This is a genomic window from Ekhidna sp. (genome assembly GCF_965221965.1).
GTDB lineage: Bacteria > Bacteroidota > Bacteroidia > Cytophagales > Cyclobacteriaceae > Ekhidna.
The window spans coordinates 3436362-3456919 of record NZ_OZ244926.1; the positions used below are offsets into that span (position 1 = coordinate 3436362).

General features: G+C 41.5%; 14 protein-coding genes. 10 read left to right on the plus strand and 4 right to left on the minus strand.

The window, feature by feature from the left end:
- Positions 1-4: 4 nt before the first annotated feature.
- Positions 5-1030 (minus strand): RluA family pseudouridine synthase, encoded by a 1026-nt coding sequence (locus ACOQON_RS16100; RefSeq protein WP_420576447.1) that lies wholly within the window; start codon positions 1028-1030, stop codon positions 5-7.
- Between the two features lie 17 nt (positions 1031-1047).
- Here ACOQON_RS16100 and ACOQON_RS16105 point away from each other — a divergent pair, with 17 nt between their 5' ends.
- The 3 genes from ACOQON_RS16105 to ACOQON_RS16115 are packed head-to-tail and all read left to right on the plus strand — an operon-like array spanning position 1048 to position 5206.
- Positions 1048-1950: a 1-aminocyclopropane-1-carboxylate deaminase/D-cysteine desulfhydrase gene (locus ACOQON_RS16105; protein ID WP_420576448.1), complete on the plus strand. Its 903-nt coding sequence runs from the start codon at positions 1048-1050 to the stop codon at positions 1948-1950.
- A gap of 28 nt (positions 1951-1978) precedes the next feature.
- Positions 1979-3652, plus strand: coding sequence for a hypothetical protein (locus ACOQON_RS16110; protein ID WP_420576449.1), 1674 nt, complete (start codon positions 1979-1981; stop codon positions 3650-3652).
- Positions 3653-5206 carry a DUF5723 family protein gene (locus ACOQON_RS16115; protein ID WP_420576450.1) on the plus strand — a complete coding sequence of 518 codons (1554 nt, stop codon included), beginning with the start codon at positions 3653-3655 and terminating at the stop codon, positions 5204-5206.
- On the opposite strand, the gene radA is transcribed toward ACOQON_RS16115, so the two are convergent.
- A complete protein-coding gene (radA, locus tag ACOQON_RS16120; protein WP_420576451.1) occupies positions 5207-6562 on the minus strand; it encodes a DNA repair protein RadA in 1356 nt (451 codons plus the stop codon).
- A 52-nt stretch (positions 6563-6614) separates the two neighbouring features.
- Between radA and glyA the strand changes: the two genes are divergently transcribed.
- From glyA to rpiB, 3 genes are read left to right on the plus strand one after another with little or no spacing between them, the layout of a single operon-like run.
- A complete protein-coding gene (glyA, locus tag ACOQON_RS16125; RefSeq protein ID WP_420576452.1) occupies positions 6615-7889 on the plus strand; it encodes a serine hydroxymethyltransferase in 1275 nt (424 codons plus the stop codon).
- Positions 7890-7892: 3 nt separating this feature from the next.
- A complete protein-coding gene (tatC, locus tag ACOQON_RS16130; protein ID WP_420576453.1) occupies positions 7893-8714 on the plus strand; it encodes a twin-arginine translocase subunit TatC in 822 nt (273 codons plus the stop codon).
- A gap of 4 nt (positions 8715-8718) precedes the next feature.
- Positions 8719-9147 (plus strand): ribose 5-phosphate isomerase B, encoded by a 429-nt coding sequence (gene rpiB / locus ACOQON_RS16135; RefSeq protein ID WP_420576454.1) that lies wholly within the window; start codon positions 8719-8721, stop codon positions 9145-9147.
- Here rpiB and ACOQON_RS16140 read toward each other — a convergent pair.
- Positions 9137-10444 (minus strand): hypothetical protein, encoded by a 1308-nt coding sequence (locus ACOQON_RS16140; RefSeq protein WP_420576455.1) that lies wholly within the window; start codon positions 10442-10444, stop codon positions 9137-9139. The two genes, rpiB and ACOQON_RS16140, sit on opposite strands and share 11 nt — an antisense overlap.
- Before the next feature lie 157 nt (positions 10445-10601).
- Here ACOQON_RS16140 and rbfA point away from each other — a divergent pair, with 157 nt between their 5' ends.
- The 4 genes from rbfA (at position 10602) to ACOQON_RS16160 (ending at position 16502) form a co-directional block, all read left to right on the plus strand.
- On the plus strand, positions 10602-10964 hold the full coding sequence (gene rbfA, locus ACOQON_RS16145) for a 30S ribosome-binding factor RbfA (RefSeq protein ID WP_420576456.1): 363 nt from the start codon (positions 10602-10604) through the stop codon (positions 10962-10964).
- Complete coding sequence (locus ACOQON_RS16150) at positions 10961-12187, plus strand: ABC transporter permease (RefSeq protein ID WP_420576457.1); 1227 nt, start codon at positions 10961-10963, stop codon at positions 12185-12187. The genes rbfA and ACOQON_RS16150 overlap by 4 nt, the downstream gene beginning before the upstream one ends.
- A gap of 80 nt (positions 12188-12267) precedes the next feature.
- Positions 12268-15180: an SNF2-related protein gene (locus tag ACOQON_RS16155; RefSeq protein ID WP_420576458.1), complete on the plus strand. Its 2913-nt coding sequence runs from the start codon at positions 12268-12270 to the stop codon at positions 15178-15180.
- 77 nt (positions 15181-15257) lie between these two features.
- Positions 15258-16502: a PDZ domain-containing protein gene (locus ACOQON_RS16160; RefSeq protein ID WP_420576459.1), complete on the plus strand. Its 1245-nt coding sequence runs from the start codon at positions 15258-15260 to the stop codon at positions 16500-16502.
- A 46-nt stretch (positions 16503-16548) separates the two neighbouring features.
- On the opposite strand, the gene ACOQON_RS16165 is transcribed toward ACOQON_RS16160, so the two are convergent.
- Positions 16549-20553, minus strand: a complete 4005-nt coding sequence (locus ACOQON_RS16165) for a T9SS type A sorting domain-containing protein (RefSeq protein WP_420576460.1) — start codon at positions 20551-20553, stop codon at positions 16549-16551.
- Positions 20554-20558 lie beyond the last annotated feature (5 nt).

Genomic DNA, 20558 nt, shown 5'->3' on the forward strand with positions numbered 1-20558 from the left:
TTTTTTAATCTGTGTGGTCAATGTAATGTTTCCATTTTTCCAGAACGGAAGAAAAATCCTCCGGCAATTCTGAATCAATAAATACTTTCTCTTTGGTAATCGGATGAGTAAAACCCAATGTCTTTGCATGTAGGGCTTGCCTTGGGATCATTTTAAAACAGTTTTGAACAAACTGTTTGTATTTCGTGAACACCGTGCCCTTCACTACTTCAGCTCCACCGTAGGTTTCATCATTGAAGAGCGGATGACCCAGATACTTCATGTGTGCTCGTATCTGGTGTGTTCTACCTGTTTCCAGGTTACACTTAATCAAAGAGACGTATCTAAGGTCCTGTAATACCTCGTAATGAGTTATAGCGTTTTTCCCAAAATCCCCCTCAGGAAAAGTTGCTGTCACGCGACGATCTTTCAGACTTCTCCCAACATTTACATCTATGGTTCCCTTTTCCTCCTCCGGCACTCCCCACACTAAGGCATAGTAGGTTCGCTCAATCGAATGATCAAAAAACTGCTTGGCCAGACCATTCATTGCTTGCTCTGTTTTAGCGATTACTAGTAAGCCTGATGTGTCTTTATCAATGCGATGAACCAGGCCAGGTCGTCCATCATTTCCTTTCATCTCCGGCAAATTTTTAAAATGAAATGCCAGCGCATTGACAAGTGTCCCCGTCCAGTTCTGATAGGCAGGATGGACTACCATTCCTGCTGGCTTATTCACTACCAAAAGGTGCTTATCCTCCATTACAATATCCAGGGGAATATCTTCCGGCACAAGTTCTTCATCCTTCGGCGGCTCTGGAAGCATCACTGAAATTTCATCCCCCGGATGAACTTTGTAGTTTGGCTTCACATCACTCCCATTTACCTTTACAAAGCCATCCTTAATTCCTGCCTGCACCTTGTTTCTGGTAACGTTCGGGAGACGATCCATCAAAAACTTGTCTATCCGTAACAGTTCCTGTCCGGCATCTACCTTAATGTTATGATGCTCATATAAGTCCCCGTCAATTTCATTTGGTTCATCCGTCATGGCTGTAAATTTAAGCGATGGTTAATCTTCCCACACCAATACAGGAAATATCGCATCCTCTTCTGGAGGAAAAACAGATTCAGCTCTTTGTAAAAAGAGACGATCTGGTTCATCCTGAAATCATGGGCAACAAATGGCGGAAACTGAAGTACAATCTGGAAGAAATGAAGAGTAACAAGCAAACCTCACTTGTTACAATGGGTGGCGCATATAGTAACCATATAGCCGCCACCGCAGCAGCAGCCCACGAACACAAAATTCAAGCCGTCGGGATCATACGAGGTGATGAACTAGATGAAAACAGTAATCCCACCTTACGGTTTGCCCATTCGAAAGGCATGCAGCTGCATTTTGCAAATCGTCACAGATTCCGAGATTTTAGAGAAAACCTTCGTTTAATTAAAGAAGAATATCCGGATCACTATTTCCTGCCCGAAGGAGGCACCAATGAACTGGCAGTAAAAGGTTGCACAGAAATTATCAATGAAATTACAATTCCCTTTGATATCATCGTTACGCCTATAGGTACCGGGGGTACCTTCGCCGGATTGGTGAAATCTGCTTCAGAGAGTCAAAAAGTGGCTGGTATTAGTAGCTTGAAAGGAGATTTCATCTCCAGCGAAATGAGTCGATTACTTCAAAAAATGAATATAAAAAGTAAAAATTACTCGATTATTACGAGATATCATTTTGGCGGATATGGGAAAACAAATACCGAATTGATCGACTTTATTAATTGGTTTAAAGAAAACTTCGGCATTCCTTTAGAGCCGATTTATACAGGAAAGTCCTTTTTTGGCGTTTGGGATATGATTAAAACCGATAAATTTGAAAAAAATCTTAAAATAGTACTATTACACACGGGTGGTCTTCAAGGCATAAAAGGCTTTAATCGAAAAAATGAAAATATTATACAATAAGACTTAATTTTAGATCAATTTGTCAGCGGTGAAAAAATTTGTGTATGTAGCTATCTCCGCATTTCTGCTTGCAGCCTGTAATGCAGATCAGTTGGAGTTTGATGATTTGGAGGTTACTCCGATCGAGGGGCCCTTTGTATTTCCATTGGGGGAGTCTACTTATGTACTCAGGGATTTGTTGGATAAGCAAACGGAAGGGCAGGACTTTGTAGAAGACAGCACCTCGCTCATCACCTTTTTCTATAACGATACAATTACATACAGTGCACCGGATGATTTTGTAACAATAAATGATATTGTTCAGTCGGGAACTACCAATCCACCAGCATACTTGGCCGGAGCAGCTCGACAAGAGACCTTCAGTGCATCTTTTGACCTGACATACGACCCGCAAGATGGTGAGATCCTTGATTCACTCTTTTATCTCACGGGAGATTTGACTATCCTAACTGAATCTGAAATACCTGCGGATATTGATTACGTCTATACCGTTGAGAATACGACCAATATTAATAATGGAACTCCCATAAGCGTTTCAGGGACCGTAACAAATACTGCAGCACCCGTTGATACGCATACTCAGACTGAATCACTCGTAAATCATGTGACTAAGCTCTCCGGAAATAACAACACATTCAGGGTAAACTTAGAAGCTACAGTTACTCTTGCTGCTGCACAATCGTTGACTGGGCTTGAAGAACTCAGGTTTACACTTACTTATGGAAATCAAACTTTTGGCCTCATTTATGGAAAGTTTGGTCAAGATGTAGTTCAGGTGGGTAATCAGGCATTAGACATTGACTTTTTTACGCAGGCCAATAGAGATGGAATCACCTTTGGAAACCCAAGCCTGACATTCGATTTTCGTAACTCTTTTGGCCTCCCCATTGGAGTTGATTTTTCCGGCGTATATGCGGATGATGGTGCTGGAAATCAGACATTTCTTACCGGAAATATTGTTAATAATCCTCCAGTCATTGAGGGTTCTGGTGTGAATACACCTACGGTCAATACGCCTGGTGAGACCGTTCAGTCCATCATAGAAATAAATCGAACCAACTCCAGCATCGTAAATGTGCTTGGTTCGTCCCCGCAACAACTCGTATTTGATATCGCCGGCATATCTAACCCTGAAAGTGAGACTGAACTTAATTATTTGCAGCCAACAAGCGAAATCACCGCATACGTTACGGTTGAGATACCAATGGAAGTGCAACTTGAAGATTATCAAGAGACGGGCTCCTTTGGTTTGGGTAGCGGTTTTGACGCATCCAATCTTGACTCGGCTTTTATACGAATCGTTACACTTAATGAGCTACCCTTTACAGGAACCGTAAGTTTAGAGGTTCAGGCAGAAGATAGTACAGTGTTATTCCCTATCACCGATGAGAGTGACCCCAGATATGATTCAGCTGTGACAAATCATCCAACACAGATAGAAAGGTTTACAAACTTGCCTATTATCAAAGCGCCTCTAATCAGCGTGAACGGTGAAGTAACCGATCCTAGTGGTGACACGGAAGATATCGCACTAACCAATGAGGAAATTCAGCTATTAAGTGGAGCAGCCAGGGTTATTATCACTATGACTTTTAACACTCCAGTTAGTCAGACTTCAAGAGACATTTATGTGAAAGTACTTGCTGACTACACACTCAACCTTAAAGTTGGCATTGGAACAAGGTTCAACCTTGATTTATAAATGAAGAAATTTGCAATCACCATATTGTTTCTAACCTGCGTTTCCTTTTTGAAGGCTCAGACAAGTGTGTCTTTTCAGCACCTCGGTAATGCAACTTTTCAAAATAACTTAATAAACCCATCACTCATACCTGAAGGTAAATGGTTTATTGGCCTACCTGTCATATCCGGAGTTCATGTTAATGTGAACAATAAGCTGAGCTACAATGAAACGTTTACCAAACAGGAAAACAGTACACTCATCGATGTGGACAAGATGCTCGGTGAATTACAAAACCAGAACATGGTTTCCGTAAAGGCTAATGTGAATCTGCTACATATTGGATATCGATTTGATACCGGTCCTATGATCAGCTTCACTGCCAATGAGCGTATTGAAGGTGACTTTCTCTATTCAAAAGAAATGGTAGAATATGTATTTAAACCAGGGAATTCTGCCGCTTTAAACAGAGATGTGAAAGTTTCAAAGGTTGGTGTTAGAGCGACCCATTTTCGGGAGTTTGGTCTGGGTCTAGCCGCCCCGATCAATGAGCAACTTACAGCCGGGATAAGAGCTAAGTTTCTGGTTGGGTTTGGTGATGTTAGTACACCGGGAAATGCAAAAGCAACTTTAAGATCAAATGGGGAGGCCTTTCAGCTTTCCGCTGATTGGGAGAATGCGATGTACCGAACCTCAGGTTTGGATATCTATAATGAAGATGAAGGAGACTTAGGGTCTCACCTGGTAATGAACAGTAATACCGGGTTTGCTCTTGATTTAGGAGGCACCTACCACCTCAATAGATACTACACGATTACCGGGTCAATTGTAGATATTGGGTTTATTAACTGGAAGGAAAACGTACAAAATGAGGTATTGAATGACACTTCCTTCACTTATAATGGGGTTGACCTATCAAGCATTGGTAACCTCCAGCAATCGCTCGAGGACTCGCTTTTTGATAGGTTTAATACAACAGAGAATTTTGATCCTTATAAAACATGGCTGCCTACCACTGCTTACGGAAGCTGGATTTATCACTATAGCCCACAAACAGATTTCTATGTTACAGTAGGATCCCGATGGGTTCAACGCCAGTTTAAAATGATGTATGGAGGTGGTGTCACACAGAAGTTTGGACGAGCATTTACAGGATCATTAAGTGTGACCAAACTACCTCAGCAATTCTTCAATTTAGGAGCTGCATTTACAGCCAAAGGAGGACCAGTGCAGATGTATATGGCTGTAGATCACGTTATTAATTTCAACCTTCCCAAATCAAGAGCCATTGACGTTCGAATTGGTATGAATTTCGTTATTGGAAAAGGAAAAGGCGGATCAGGTGATGGGAGAGGACTTTCCAGCGGGCCCATTCAGGGAGCAAAAGGCCTGGATACGAATGTGTTCCTGGGTAAAAAAGTGAAAACTAAAAAACGAGATGGTATTTACTCTATCATCAAAAAGCAGAAGCGACGAGAAATCAAAAACAAGCGTACCAAACGTGATAATGACGTGAAAAAGAAAAGCCTGAATGGCAGATCAGGTAAGAAAAACGCTGACAACAACGAAGAATAACTAGAAAAGCTTCCTAAACGTATCACTAAGTTTCGAGAATGAGTGGACTTTGATCTTGAATTTATCAAGGTCTTTCGCTTTCAGGTTGTGTTTGGAAATATAGATTTCCTTAAACCCCAACTTTTCCGCTTCATTGATTCGATTTTCAATTCGATTTACCGGCCGGATCTCTCCACCAAGACCCACCTCAGCTGAAAAGCAAACATCCTCGCCGATTGGGGCATCCTCAAAAGAGGAAAAGATCGCTGAACATATGGCTAAGTCTAAAGCCGTATCCTGCACCTTCAACCCTCCTGCAATATTTAAGAAAACATCTTGAGTACTCAGCCTAACCCCAAGCCGCTTTTCCATTACGGCCAGAAGCATGGTCAATCGCTTATAATCATAACCAGTCGTACTTCTTTGAGGGTTACCATAGCTTGTAGGGCTTACCAAAGCCTGAGTCTCAAGAATCAACGGTCTATTGCCCTCCAGTGTGGTTCCAAGCGCTATACCACTTAGTCCCGGCTCCCGAGGTGATATCAGTACCTCTGATGGATTGGTGACCTCTCTCAATCCATTGGCATTCATCTCGAACATTCCTAACTCCGAAGTAGAGCCAAACCTGTTTTTGATGGTACGCAAAATTCGATAAGACAAATGCCTGTCACCCTCGAATTGTAAAACCGTATCCACCATATGCTCCAGCACCTTCGGTCCGGCTATAGCACCGTCTTTATTTACATGCCCGATCAAGAAAACAGGAATCCCCTTTTGCTTGGCAAACTTCATCAGCTGACCCGTGCATTCTTTGACCTGAGAAATTGACCCAATTGCTGCTTCAATACGATCGGAGTGTAGTGTTTGAATGGAATCAATGATAAGAATATCCGGATTTAAACTTTCGGCTTGCCTGAGTACTTCCGACAAACTGGTCTCTGCAAAAAGAAAGCAATGTTCCGCAGTGGTACCGATCCGCTCGGCTCGCATCTTTATCTGCTCTGTGCTTTCTTCGCCTGAAACATATAAGGTTTTTTGCGGGAGCTTTATAGCCATCTGTAGCATGATTGTGGACTTCCCTATACCCGGCTCTCCGCCAACCAGAACCAAAGACCCAGCCACAATACCACCCCCAAGCACCCGATCCAATTCCAGAATACCAGTCTTTAATCGTTCCTTTAACGTCTCCTCACCAGCCTCTTTGATATTAACAGGTCGGCTTTTTTCTGTCGAAAAATCAACCGCAGCAGATGCACTCTTTGATACAACTTCCTCCACATAGGTATTCCACTCTCCACAGGCAGGACACTTTCCAACCCACTTGGCAGATTCAGCACCACAGGATTGACAAAAAAATACTGTTTTCGTTTTGGCCATATTACGTCAGGATAACGGCTAAGATATAAACTGTCTAAGTTAATTTTGAGCCATGCAAAAAGATCAGAAAGTTTTCGACCTCATTAAGGCTGAAGAAAAGCGACAGGTAGAAGGAATTGAGCTGATAGCCTCAGAAAATATTGTTTCACCCCAGGTACTGGAAGCAGCAGGAAGTGTGCTAACGAATAAATATGCCGAAGGCCTTCCCGGCAAAAGATATTATGGTGGGTGTGAAGTTGTGGATGAAATTGAAGATCTGGCTCGCGAAAGAGCAAAAGAACTTTTTGGAGCAACCTGGGCAAACGTGCAGCCACACTCCGGAGCACAAGCCAATGCCGCGGTGATGCTAGCCTGTCTTAATGCTGGTGATGAGATCTTAGGCTTTGATCTTTCTCATGGTGGTCACCTCACCCATGGATCGGCTGTGAATTTTTCAGGTAAACTTTACAAGCCAAATTTCTATGGGGTAGAAAAAGAAACCGGACTCATTGATTATGATCAACTTGAAAAGGTTGCCCGTGAGAAGAAACCCAAGATGATCATATGTGGAGCTTCTGCTTACAGTCGTGATTGGGATTATGAACGGTTTAGAGCAGTGGCTGATGAAGTTGGAGCCATTTTGCTTGCCGATGTGGCCCACCCTTCCGGACTAATTGCAAGGGGTCTTTTAAACGACCCGCTGGAGTATTGCCATATTGTAACTACTACTACTCACAAAACCCTGAGGGGACCAAGAGGCGGTATGATATTGGTAAGAGACGATATCGACAACCCGTGGGGAATTACCACACCAAAAGGCATTGTTCGCAAGCTAAGCTCACTGCTTGATTCCGGTGTTTTCCCGGGAACACAGGGCGGTCCGTTGGAGCACATCATAGCTGCGAAAGCTGTAGCGTTCGGAGAGGCACTTTCTGACGATTACATGCAATATCTGCTTCAGGTTAAGAAAAATGCCGCTGTGATGGCAGATGCTTTTGTGAAAAAAGGATACGATGTAATCTCACAAGGAACTGATAATCACCTAATGCTAATCGACCTTCGCTCGAAAGACATCACTGGTAAAGATGCTGAGAATGCACTCATTAAAGCCGACATCACTGTAAACAAAAACATGGTTCCATTTGATGACAAAAGTCCATTTGTGACTTCCGGAATGCGCATAGGAACACCGGCAGTCACCACGAGAGGTCTCGGAGAAGAGGACATGGTGAAAATTGTGGATCTCATTGATACGGTGATCACAAATAGTGAAAATGAAAGTAAAATCGCAGAAGTGAAAACCGAAGTGAATAGCTGGATGTCTAAGTTTCCGTTATTTAAGGGATAATTCATGCCACTGGATCAGATACCTGATGAAAAGGAGATGTCCTTTTTGGACCATCTCGAAGAATTGCGATGGCATATCATCCGTTCTCTGATCGCTATTGTTACGTTTTCAATAGCTGCATTCATCATGAAGGACTTTGTAGTTGGGACCGTTATCCTGGGGCCTTCCCGCACAGACTTCTGGACCTATCAAAAGCTTTGCCAGCTGGCTGATCTTATTGGCACACCGGCTTTATGTATTGATTCACTAACCTTCGAATTAGTAAGCCGAAAGCTTAGCAGCCAGTTTATGACACATGTTTCAGTCTCATTCATAGTGGGATTGATTTTGGGTTTTCCCTATTTGTTCTGGGAGATATGGAGGTTTATTAAACCGGGATTAAGACCACAGGAGCGGAAAGCTTCCAGGGGCGCAACTTTTTCAGTAAGTGTTCTTTTTATGCTGGGGGTCCTTTTTGGTTATTTCCTGATTGCTCCCATTTCTGTACGCTTTTTCTCCACCTATCAGGTAGACCCATCGCTTCAAAACCTATTTGATCTTTCTTCTTACATAAATACTGTAACCATGATTGTTTTTGGTTGCGGCGTGCTTTTCCAACTACCTGTCATTGTTTATTTTCTTACCAAGGCAGGTATCGTAAGCTCGGCACTGATGAAAGCCTACAGAAAACATGCAATCATCGTAATTTTGATCCTTGGAGCAATCGTTACTCCACCGGATCCTTTTAGCCAAATTCTGATTGCTTTACCTTTGATGATGCTGTATCAGTTCAGCATCGTTATTGCGAAACGCATCGAAAAGAGAGAAGCAAGACAAAACAAATAACATCATGAAAATAGCAATCGGTGGCGATCACGCCGGATTTCAATATAAAGAGCGAATCATCAAACACCTTAAAGAGCATGGTCATGATGTCCGTGATTTCGGTCCTCAAACGGACGATTCAGTGGACTATCCCGATCATGTTCATCCGCTTGCCACCTCCATTGCGTCTGAGGATTTCGAGTTGGGCATTTTGATCTGCGGAAGTGGTAACGGTGTGGCTATGACGGCTAATAAACATGAAAATGTACGAGCGGCCCTTTGCTGGAATACGGAACTAGCAGCACTCGCCCGTCAGCATAATAATGCTAATATTATTTGTCTTCCGGCACGATTCATTGCCTATGAATATGCAGAGAGCCTGGTGGATACATTCGTAAATACGGCATTTGAAGGAGGTAGACATGAGCGAAGAGTGAACAAAATCAATTGTTGATTTTTTCATACCTCACATCGTTGGTTTTTACATACGCTGACTCTACCGAAGGAAAACGTCTCCTCACGTCGGGCATAACTCCTAGATTGTCCACAATAACATTCGGAGACGCTTTTTGAAATAACTTATAAAGCTCCCCTGCCGAATGATAATATTCCAGTCCTTCAAACGCTCGTCTGGATAAATGCTCATTAAAGCATGGGGTCAATACTTTCTCCTGTGTATAATAGCTCAGGTCACCACCCAAAATCATGAGCTTTGGCTCAGATTTCTTCTCATCGACTTGCAGTGGACTCAAAAAGTTTAAATAGGCATATATGGAATAAAACAACAGTCCAAACACCAATATTCCGGGCATAAGAAATTGAAATATTCTCCTTTTTAAAAGGATAAAGTAATGCGTCCAGAAATAAGCAATAGCCGGGATAGTAAAAACAATTTCATGGAGCGATTTTTCATTGGAGAGAAAGAATGTCACCACTCCACCAAAAAACATGAGCCAGATTACCTGCTGTATTTTTTGTTGAAAGCTCGTGAGTCTAGCAGATCCCCAGGTTTTAAAAACTGAAAGAATAAAAATGAGAATAAACCCTCCGCTAATCAACAAAAACTCACTCAGGTTAATCGATGAGTTTGCGTCTAACAGGATATTTTGGATTACATAACTGTCGATAAAGATCGACACATCTCCACGCCAATAGAAATAAAGGGCACAAAGAGAAAATGCTAAAAAGAAACTAAATAGATATAAAAGTAACCGACGGGTAACAGCCGTAGAAAATAATATCAGTGCAAACAAAAACACAAAAAAGAAGATCATCGACGGCAGATATATCATGGTGGCTATCCCCAGGTAAATACCGGAATTTAAGAACAGCTCATCAGTTACCTGATTGTCTATTCTTCGCAAAACATTTCGAAGGGACATCAACACGAATGTAAGACTCAGAAGCTGTGGTGAAAGCGTCATAAAGTCAGGTACCGCCAACATCAGCATCACGTAGAGAAATGCAGGCAAATAGCTGTTCTCATCATAGGCTTTATTCTTCAGCAAAAGTTGATTGAAAATACCTGCCTGAAAAATGATTAATGCAGAGCTGACACCATAATGGATAAAGCTACTCCGACCAAAAATGAAGTATAGGTACTTATAGACAAAAGCAGCAATCGGACCCGTGTAATCAAAGGTTTCTGAATACATTTTGAACCCTTGATTAAGCCATTCACCAAGCAATAGCCATTTCAGTTCATAATATGATTCACCTTCGATGAAAAAGGCCTGAACAAATCGAATCATTACCATCAATAAAAAAATAATGGCTAGACGGTAAGGATCATTTATTCTAAAAAACCGTAACAATCAGTTGCTATTTAGTGGGCTTCAAATTGTAGAATTCGAAATTAGGTCATTTGGCTAAACCCCTTAACGAATATCTTAGGATATTTGCAGATATATGGAAAGCAAGCGTCAAGTAAAATACAGTAAGCAACTTCAAAAAGATCTGGCAGAGATTTTTCAGCAAGATCCATCTCATTACTTTGGATCCTCATTGGGCACCATTACGGGTGTGAGTGTATCTCCTGATTTAGGTCTGGCGCGTATTCACATCAGCGTTTTCCCAATAAGCAAAGCCGAGGAAGTTTTTGAACATCTGAATAATATTAAAAGTGAGATCCGGCTGAAGTTGGGTAAAAAAATTGGCAAACAGGTGAGAATCATTCCTGAGTTGGCATTTTTTCACGATGATACGGAAGAGAAGGCTTCCAAAATTGACAACCTTATAAACAAACTGAACATACCTCCTGAGGAACAATGAATTTTCCTTTTTTCATAGCACGGAAATATTTCCTGTCAGGGAAAAAGAAAAACTTCATCAATGTAATTTCCATTATATCAATGGTGGTGGTTGCCATAGGAACCATGTCTCTGATCCTGGCACTATCTGTTTTTAATGGGTTGGAAGGGTTGTTACGATCCATGTACGGAAATTTTGATCCGGATATCGTGATTACGCCATCATCGGGAAAATCTTTCCAGTATGATTCCATATATACACAGCAAATAAAATCTGTGGATGGCGTTTTGGGTGTGGCCGAAGTAGTGGAAGATAATGTGTTGGTGGAGTACAAAGACGCCCAACGCCTGGTGAGAATGAAAGGAGTAAGCCGTGATTTTGATAAATATAGTGGCATAAAGAATGTAATGGTTTCGGGTGAATTCCCGTTGGTTCGAGATAGCATCGGCTATGCCCTGATTGGTCGGGGAGTACAATACGATCTCTCGCTGAGTCTGAAAAACGATTTTTACACCCTACAGATGTACTATCCAAAAGACATAGGCCCGGGGGTGGTGAACCCAACAAAAATGTACAATCTGCTGAACATTATCCCCGGTGGAATATTTGCTATCGAAAAATCCTACGATGATAATTATGTCTTCGTGCCTCTGGAGTTTGCAAAAGACCTCCTTAATTATAAAAATCGTTTATCCTCGTTTGATGTATATCTGGAAGAAGAAGCAAGTTCTTCAAATGTCAAAGAAGAAATACAAAATCTATTAGGAGCAGATTTTGAGGTAAAACTCGGGGCAGAATTACATAGCGACCTGTACAAAGTGCTGAAAATAGAAAAGCTGTTTGTCTTTCTCATTCTAGTGTCCATCATTGGTATTGCTTCGATCAACATTTTCTTTTCCCTCACCATGCTGGTAATTGAGAAAAAGAAGGATATTTCCGTTCTTTTTGCGCAAGGTGCATCCGGCAAACTCATTCGTAATATTTTCCTTTACGAAGGCTGCATAGTTGCTTTTTCAGGCGCATTTGTTGGTTTGATCTTAGGTATTGGCCTCAGTCTGCTGCAGCAGCACTATGGGTTGGTAGGAATGGGAATGGACTCTGCCGTTATGAATGCATATCCGATAAAGATTGAATTGCTGGACGTACTTCTTACCATCTTAGCCATAATCGTCATTACCATCCTGGCTTCTATTCAACCCGCAGTAAAAGCAGGAAAATCCTTTTCTACACATACTTTACAATAAGTAGTAAACTCTTCACGGTATATTGATGGATGCATCTCGGATTTTTACTATTTTCGAAGTTTATCTGATTTTGAAAATCTGTGAAAGTATCTCCTGACCAGCCATTTGAACTTATCTATTCACTCTACGATCATGAGTATCTGGGATATCTAATCGAATCCTTTGTTGTACAACTGAATGATAAGGGTGAACTCACTTATTCCCATCAGAATATTTCGGCGAAAAACGCTCAGGAATTTAGCTCCGGACTTGACGAAAATGATTTTAAGATCATTAAGCTTATGGACCAAATTCAGCAGGATCAGGTGGCTAATCATTTTCAAAAGAAGAAACAGAAACCAGAAGAGTTTTTTCTAAAGGTCTACGATAAGGATACCGGAGATAAGCTCCTGCAGGGCGAGATTGAGGGTTATATAGAACGCAGAAGATCCCAGATCCTTTCATTAATCGGCGGGAAAAGATTATTTGAAATGGGCAAAGATGGGGAGCCTGCCTGGAAAGAAATCGAAGTGGTTGATGAGAAAGCAACGATCCTTTTTCATTTCCGAAAAAATGAGGATAACACTCATTATTTCCCCACAATTAAATTGAGAGGGGAAAAGGTCGATTTTTTGAATAACGGAAGCTACCTGCTTTGCAAAGAGCCTGCCTGGCTTGTTGCAAACGACCAGCTCTTCACTTTTCAAAAGCCGGTCAGTGGTGGCAAGCTAAAACCATTCCTGAAAAAGAAGTTCATCCTTATTCCAAAGGATATCGAGGAGACGTACTATAAAAAATTTGTAGGTCCGTTGATCTCCGAATTTGATGTATATGCCAAAGGTTTTGACATAGTAACGCATAAACCAAAGCCCACTCCTAAAATCACTGTGAGCGAGTTGCAGACCTCTCACAATGCCACCCTTTTTGATGATGGCGGAAATGCTCCGGTTGCAGAAAATGACAAACTATTATTGGAACTGTCATTCGATTATGGCAAGCACAATTTCAACGCGGATAAGCTCAGCAAGGTCAGCGTCTCCATGGAAAAGAACGCGGACAATTATACTTTTCATAGAATTAGCCGAGATCATGAAGGCGAAAAGGGAATTATCGCAGAGCTTGCAACCAAGGGTCTACAGCTAAGGAACTCACGTGTGACGTTACCAAAAACAGCTGCGTTTGATTGGATTGGCCAAAATAGCGATCTGTTGCGTGATTTTATCATCAAACAAAATCAGCTGGGCAAAAAATTCTTCATGGGTGAATCAACCATTGACCTGGAAGTGAGCGAAGGTGTGGATTGGTTTGATTTGAAAGCCAAAATTCGTTTCGGTGATTTTGAAATTCCTTTCGAAGAAATACGAAAATGTATTTTGAAAGGAAAAACAGAAGTGATGCTCCCTAATGGAGAAATTGGTGTAATCCCTGAATCCTGGATTCTTCGTTATAAAGATTTATTTGCCTTCTCTTCTGAGACCGACAGAGGAATCACGTTGAATAAAATTCATGTTTCATTGGTACAGGAATTAAAGGAAAGTGAGCTCGCTAAAGTGACCATGGATCGCAAGCTTGAAAAGCTTCTTGAGTTTGAAAAAATGGAAGATTATCCTGTTCCAAGCTCATTCAAAGGTGACCTTAGACCCTATCAACTTGCTGGTTACAATTGGCTTAGGTTTTTAGAAGATTATAATTTTGGTGGTTGCCTGGCTGACGATATGGGGCTGGGAAAAACGATACAGGCGTTGGCCTTGCTTCAGCACCAAAAAAATGAAAATTCGGATAGCACAAGTCTATTGATCATGCCCACCTCCCTACTTTACAATTGGGAGATGGAGGCTAAGAAATTCACACCTGATCTTAAAATTTTAAACTACACCGGTATAAACCGAGATAAGAACAGTGCATTATTTGGTCAATATGATGTGGTAATCACCAGCTATGGTACCACGCGAGTGGATACTGACATTCTTGCTGAATTCTATTTCAACTATATCATACTGGATGAATCGCAGGCTATAAAAAATCCGGATTCGCTTATTTCGAAAAAAGTACGGGAACTTAAATCAAGGAGAAAACTGATTCTTACAGGAACGCCCATTGAAAACAGTACCCTTGACTTGTGGTCACAAATGAGCTTCCTAAATCCGGGCCTTTTAGGGAATGAAACGTACTTTAAAAAGGAATATCTAAAGCCCATAGAAAAGCAAAAAGACGAGCATAAGACCAGAAAACTCAATACGCTTATCAAGCCATTTCTTCTCCGAAGGGAAAAAAGTCAGGTAGCTGATGATCTCCCTGAAAAGGTCATCAATGTACGCTATTGTACCATGTCTGAGGCCCAGAGAGAATATTATGAAAAAGAGAAGAATGCCTTTCGAAGCAAAATAATGGATGTCATAGAGACTGACGGCATAGCTAAATCGCATATGGTTTTGCTACAGGGCCTAACTCAGCTACGACAGATAGCCAATCATCCTGGTATGGTAGATCCGGAATATGATCAAAGCTCAGGGAAGTTGGAGGAGATAACTTACATGATTGAAAATACCATTTCAAAGGGACATAAAGTCCTTATCTTCAGTCAGTTTGTGAAACATCTAAAAATAGTATCAGAGTATCTGGATGGGCAGGGGTTGTCCTATGCATATCTGGATGGCTCTACAAAGGATCGCCAAAAGCAAGTCGAGCGATTCCAAAATGATCCGGAGGTTTCGATCTTCCTCATCTCACTAAAAGCAGGTGGAACCGGTCTTAATCTCACAAAAGCAGAATATGTATTCCTCCTTGACCCGTGGTGGAATCCGGCAGTAGAAGCCCAGGCCATTGATCGTGCCCATAGAATTGGCCAAACGAAAAAGGTCTTTGCTTACAAATTTGTAAGTAAAGACACCATTGAAGAAAAAATCATTAAGCTGCAAGAACACAAGCAAAAACTGGCTACAGATCTCATTACCGTGGAGGAAAGTTTCGTAAAAAGCCTATCCCAGGGCGACATTCAAGATCTATTTGACTAAATTTTATCGAACAAATAAGGGTTAGATTTTGTCCCTGTTGTTAGATGGGTGTAATTCATTACGTAAGAGACTTTTCTATGAGAAATCCAATTGTAAGTCTGATTGCATTCATTTTGGTGATTAATACTTGTCTTTGTTCAACCGCATCCGGGCAAAAGGAATTTGGTTTTAAAATGCCTGAAAGAACCAAGAAAATAGAAATCCCTTTTGAGCAACATAATAACCTGATCATCATTCCTGTCACGCTCAATCGCTTTCTAACACTTAAGTTCATTCTGGATACTGGAGTTGAAAACGCCATTCTGACTGAAAAACTGTACGCTGACATTATGGATGTCAATTACATTAGAGAAATCACTATTGATGGCCCTGGGCTAATTGACTCTGTAGAAGCTTACATTGCTAATCAAATCACATTTGGACTTCCTGGAGGAGTGATTGGGCATAATATGAATATGCTGGTTTTGAAGGAGGATTATTTGAAACTTTCAGAAAACATCGGTGATGATGTCCATGGAATCATCGGGTATGACATTTTTTCTCGATTTGTGGTTGATATTGATTACGATGATAACATCATCACTCTACACGATCCGAAACGATACAAGAAAAGCAAAAGATCTGTTGAAGTTCCGATAGAAATACGCGGCTCAAAACCGTTTGTGAATGCTACAATAAGGCAGGACAGTCAAAAAACGAAACTGGAAATCATGATTGATACCGGAGCAAGTCATGCTGCCCTGATCGACTACAATTACTTAGATGGAATAGAACCTCCTGAAAAAACGATAGAAACCAGATTGGGACGGGGAATAGCGGGAGATATTCCGGGTCATATTGGAAGAATGGATTCAGTCAAAATAGATTGTTTTGATTTCAGCGAAATGTTAGTCTCGGCTCCCTATGATGGCGCTTATAATAAGATAATTAAGAGGGGGGCCAGAGTTGGAACTTTTGGTGGAGAATTGCTCACTCGTTTCAATGTTACTTTTGACTATCAAAATAGTAAGTTGTACCTGAGAAAGGGGGATGATTTTAAGAGTCCTTTTGAATATGATATGAGTGGACTCTCATTAAATGCAGTAGGAAAAAATCTAGACACCCTCAAAGTAGTGCATGTGGATAAAGGTAGCCCTGCCTTTAATGCTGACATTAAAAAAGGAGACACTATCCACTCCATAAATGGAAAAAGCCTGCGGTATCATTCATTATCAGATATTTATAATCTACTCCAGTCTCGGGATGGAAGGAAAATTAGAGTAAAACTCTATAGGGATGGAGGACGAGAGAAAGTAAAATTCAGATTAAAAAGGATTATATAAAAAGGGTGGCCATTTAAGCCGCCCTTTTATCTCAGGTGATCAGGCATCAATCTTTTACAATCACACGATAGCTCACCACATTTTCATTGGGGCTTTCCCTATCATAAAACCTGAGAATATATACTCCTTCAGAAAATCCTGTAACATCTATTCGAATCTGCCCATCAAAGCCATTCTGCAAATCAGCACTCCATTTTTCATTTCCGGATAGATCCACAAGTTGTGCAGTCACATCATTGGATTTCAGATGTCGATATCGAATGTTTAAGTACTCATTTGATGGATTTGGATAAATCGTCAAGTCCTTGAAGTAGTCTAAAATAACACCCAAAACAGCTTCAATTGTTACCTCTATTCCATCTTCAGTTGCAAAGGCCTGAAGCTTAAAGTTCGTGTCACTCACCCCTGCCTCACCTACTTCAAACTCAACCGATGACGCATCATCTAGTGGAATACCCGGGTACTCAACAAAGAATCTGTACGTGCCCTCCGGCAAGAACCCGAACTGGAATTCTCCATTGTCATCTGTCTCTCCGTACGCAATCAACTCAAACTCATCCTGATCTGTCCGTCCTCCTCTTCTTCTACGCTTCAGACCACACTTCCTTTTCTTAGCTCTCCTTCTTGCATCCACTCTTCCTTCTTCATCACCAAAGTCCTCTTCGATCAACACATCCAAATTGCCAACTCCATCACCCGGTCCAAGTGGTGGCGGTAAGGCTGTAATCTTAATGGCAATTGCAGAGTCTCTCCGCAATTGGAGCACCTCTGCTTCCTCCCAGGAATAGGTATCACCATAATAACCTCCGATGTATTTATCCTCCTCATTCGGCTCAATGGCAAGAAGGTAATCACCTAACACAATTTCTTCAAAATTGAATTGACTGGATACATTCTCCAGTCTTCCATCTATAAGTGTATCATAGCCACCAGTCTGAGTAACTTGCAGTAGATAGGCGGAAAGATTACTAGCCAGCAAAACACCATCAAAATCGGTAACATCCACCTCAATATTCGCAATTGCCAAAAGAACCTGAGGTCCTACATTTATTGTTAGACCCGTCACGAGTTCATTCGTAATTTCAGCTCTGAAGGCACCCATATTATTGTAATCAATATCTAGAATATCCAGCGAAGCACCTGAAACGTTAAATTCCGAACCGGAGAAAATTTCAATATCATTCCTATACCACCGGTAATTATTTGCTGTCCCTCCGGAAAGAATTTCTAATCCCGGATCTTCCAAATGGTAAATCTTGACAGGCTCCCCGGTAAAGCCATCGAATTGAAGGCTCGCCTGATTGACATACTCAAGATCCCCAATGCCTACCAAGGGTTCTAAATCATCAAATTCCAAGCTATTTCCAGAAACGTTTAGGCTGGTGATGCTCACATCTGTAAAGTCCATTAACCCTGAAATTTCATTATTTGAGAGGTCCATTTCTGTAACTGCACTCAAACCTCCCACTGCACCTCCTGTAAAAGGATTAGGCATCTCACCAACGGCTCCAATACTTGAAAGATCAACTGTTTGAATCCGATCCCCCGCTACATTAAAGGTCACCCGATTCCAGTCTCTGAACCGGTCAGTAGTCCAGTTTACAGTAGGTTCCCAGGAACCTCCTCCAAGAGACGAATAGATTTGCCTCAAAGCAACCGAGTCTGCAAATGTTTCAGGGTCAATCAACGTTTTCACACTTACTACATTGGAGTTTGCAGAAGTCTGAACACCAAAATCTGCCCGCACGCGGTAGTAGTAAGATTGTCTGAATACAAGACCTGCAATGATTTGATTAGTAGCCGTTCCCACGTTAAGGTTATCATAGCCTTCCAGCATATTTTCAAAGTCCGCATCTAATGCTACGTCTAAAAAATAGGTGTCTGCTGATCTATCCGTCCATGATGCAGTAAAAGATGTTGAAGTTAGATCAGTTCCTGCCAATGCAATTGGAGGATCATAGTTTGGAACTATGGAGAATGTAGCGTCACTGACATCTTCAATTCCCAAGGTGGTATTCGCGATTTGAATTAGATTATTATTCCCCTCAAGATCAGGAATAGTCCAATTATAACTTCCATTATACATTGAAAAAGTACCGTCATTGAGGATTGAATAAGTATCTCCTCCATTCGTACTCAATCGAATCTCAATCAGATCAGATGGTGATATATTGGTAGTACTCCAGGTGATCTCATACTCCTCTCCCACAGTGACATTTTCACCCCCATTAGGTGTTAAAACCGTAATGGCCGGAACAGGTGCAGTAGTAATTGTAAATGCAGCATCACTTTCATCGGCGACTGCCTGAGTAGTATTTGCTATCTGAATCAGATTATTTGATCCTACATCGTTTGAAACTGTCCACTCATAACTACCATTGTACATAGAGAATGTTCCATCATTAAGTATAGAATAATTGTTCCCTCCATCAGTACTCAATCTTATTTCGATAAGGTCAGTACTTGGGATGTTTGCATCCGCCCAGGATATTTCATATAAATCTCCAACGGTCAAGGTTTCATCTCCATTCGGAGTGAGCACAGTTATAGCTGGTGCAGCCGCATCTATTGTAAAAACTGCATCACTCTCATCTGCAACTGCCTGAGTTGTGTTTGCAATTTGAATCAGGTTATTCGTTCCCGGAGTATTTGGAACCGTCCATTCAAATGTGCCGCTAAACATCGAGAATGTCCCGTCGGCTATAATGGAGTAATTGTCTCCTCCGTCAGAGCTCCATCTTATCTCTATCAAATCCGTATCGGGGAACCCAACCTCTGTCCAGGATATTTCATACGCATCTCCAACAGTCAGCGTCTCACCTCCATTGGGATTTACTGTCAATATTGAGACCGCTGCTGGATCAACTTCAAATGTAGTAGTCAAATATTGTCCCCATGCACCGGAATCATCTCGTGCTCTAAGGCTTACTGTATGTGTTCCCGGTTCCAAGGTTGAAGTTCCAATGTTTACCAGCTCATTGATTGCGCTTGTTGGTAAGGTGGTAGAGACGGGGACTCCATTGCCTAAACCTGGGTCAGCATCAAAGAAATATTCCACCGCAATGATTTGATCTGAAACGCTTTGGGCCTCTTCAACATAAATTGTTTGAGAAGTGTAAGGCCCCCAACTCCCATTCTGGAGCTTTCCCCTTAAATAAACCGTATGAAAACCAGTTGATAAACCACTTGCTGTCAATGCCTCACTCGTGATAATTTCAGAAGCTGCAGAAACACTGATTGGTGTGCCAAGTCCAGCACCGGGATCAGTATCCACAAAAAACTCCAACGCTTCAACTATCACTACGTCACCCAACCCGACTACAGACTCAACAAAAACAGTTGTGGCCACAGTTGGCCCCCACGAGCCACCTTGTAGTTTGCCTCTCAAATAGACAGTATGAAATCCTGTAGATAATCCAGATAAGTCAAGGTTCTCAACAGTAGAAACATCCGTGGATGGAGCAATTGAAATCGGCATGCCCATGCCCTGACCAGGATCCACATCCACAAAGTATTCCAATTCCTCAATCTGCACCACATCACTTACCCCTATAGCATTTTCAACATAAATGGTGTGGGAAGCATAGCCCCCCCATTTACCGGTTTCATCTTTACCTCTTAAATAGATGGTATGAAACCCATCTGAAAGTCCTGATAAACCGAGAGACTCTGTGATTGAAACATGAGACGCACTGGATACAGAGATCTCAGATCCCATACCCTGACCAGGATCAGTGTCTATGAAATATTCTAAAGAAGCAAGGTTAGCATCCGTAATAATTTCCTCTTGCAAAAAGGAGCCCGACGAATGAATACTCCTCATATCATTTTCATCAGAAACAAAAATCGCGAAGCTGTAAACTCCCGGATCAAGTGCTGAGGTATTTACAGAAATCGTTTCATCAATAGTAGCCGAAGGGGTAAATGAGGTGAATTCTTGCGTATCTATCACACTTCCATCCTGATAGATTACAACAGAGATTTTATTGATGTTTTGGGTAAACCCAGCAAAACAAAGAAGGATGAAAAAAATGACTAATGTCCTTTGCATTTGAG

Excerpts from the sequence above, each read along its gene's own strand:
- ACOQON_RS16165 (WP_420576460.1), bottom strand. The coding sequence starts at position 20,553 with ATGCAAAGGACATTAGTCATTTTTTTCATCCTTCTTTGTTTTGCTGGG.
- radA (WP_420576451.1), bottom strand. The coding sequence starts at position 6,562 with ATGGCCAAAACGAAAACAGTATTTTTTTGTCAATCCTGTGGTGCTGAA.
- ACOQON_RS16150 (WP_420576457.1), top strand. The coding sequence starts at position 10,961 with ATGAATTTTCCTTTTTTCATAGCACGGAAATATTTCCTGTCAGGGAAA.
- tatC (WP_420576453.1), top strand. The coding sequence starts at position 7,893 with ATGCCACTGGATCAGATACCTGATGAAAAGGAGATGTCCTTTTTGGAC.
- ACOQON_RS16105 (WP_420576448.1), top strand. The coding sequence starts at position 1,048 with ATGGTTAATCTTCCCACACCAATACAGGAAATATCGCATCCTCTTCTG.
- glyA (WP_420576452.1), top strand. The coding sequence starts at position 6,615 with ATGCAAAAAGATCAGAAAGTTTTCGACCTCATTAAGGCTGAAGAAAAG.
- rbfA (WP_420576456.1), top strand. The coding sequence starts at position 10,602 with ATGGAAAGCAAGCGTCAAGTAAAATACAGTAAGCAACTTCAAAAAGAT.
- ACOQON_RS16115 (WP_420576450.1), top strand. The coding sequence starts at position 3,653 with ATGAAGAAATTTGCAATCACCATATTGTTTCTAACCTGCGTTTCCTTT.
- ACOQON_RS16160 (WP_420576459.1), top strand. The coding sequence starts at position 15,258 with ATGAGAAATCCAATTGTAAGTCTGATTGCATTCATTTTGGTGATTAAT.
- rpiB (WP_420576454.1), top strand. The coding sequence starts at position 8,719 with ATGAAAATAGCAATCGGTGGCGATCACGCCGGATTTCAATATAAAGAG.
- ACOQON_RS16100 (WP_420576447.1), bottom strand. The coding sequence starts at position 1,030 with ATGACGGATGAACCAAATGAAATTGACGGGGACTTATATGAGCATCAT.
- ACOQON_RS16140 (WP_420576455.1), bottom strand. The coding sequence starts at position 10,444 with ATGATTCGATTTGTTCAGGCCTTTTTCATCGAAGGTGAATCATATTAT.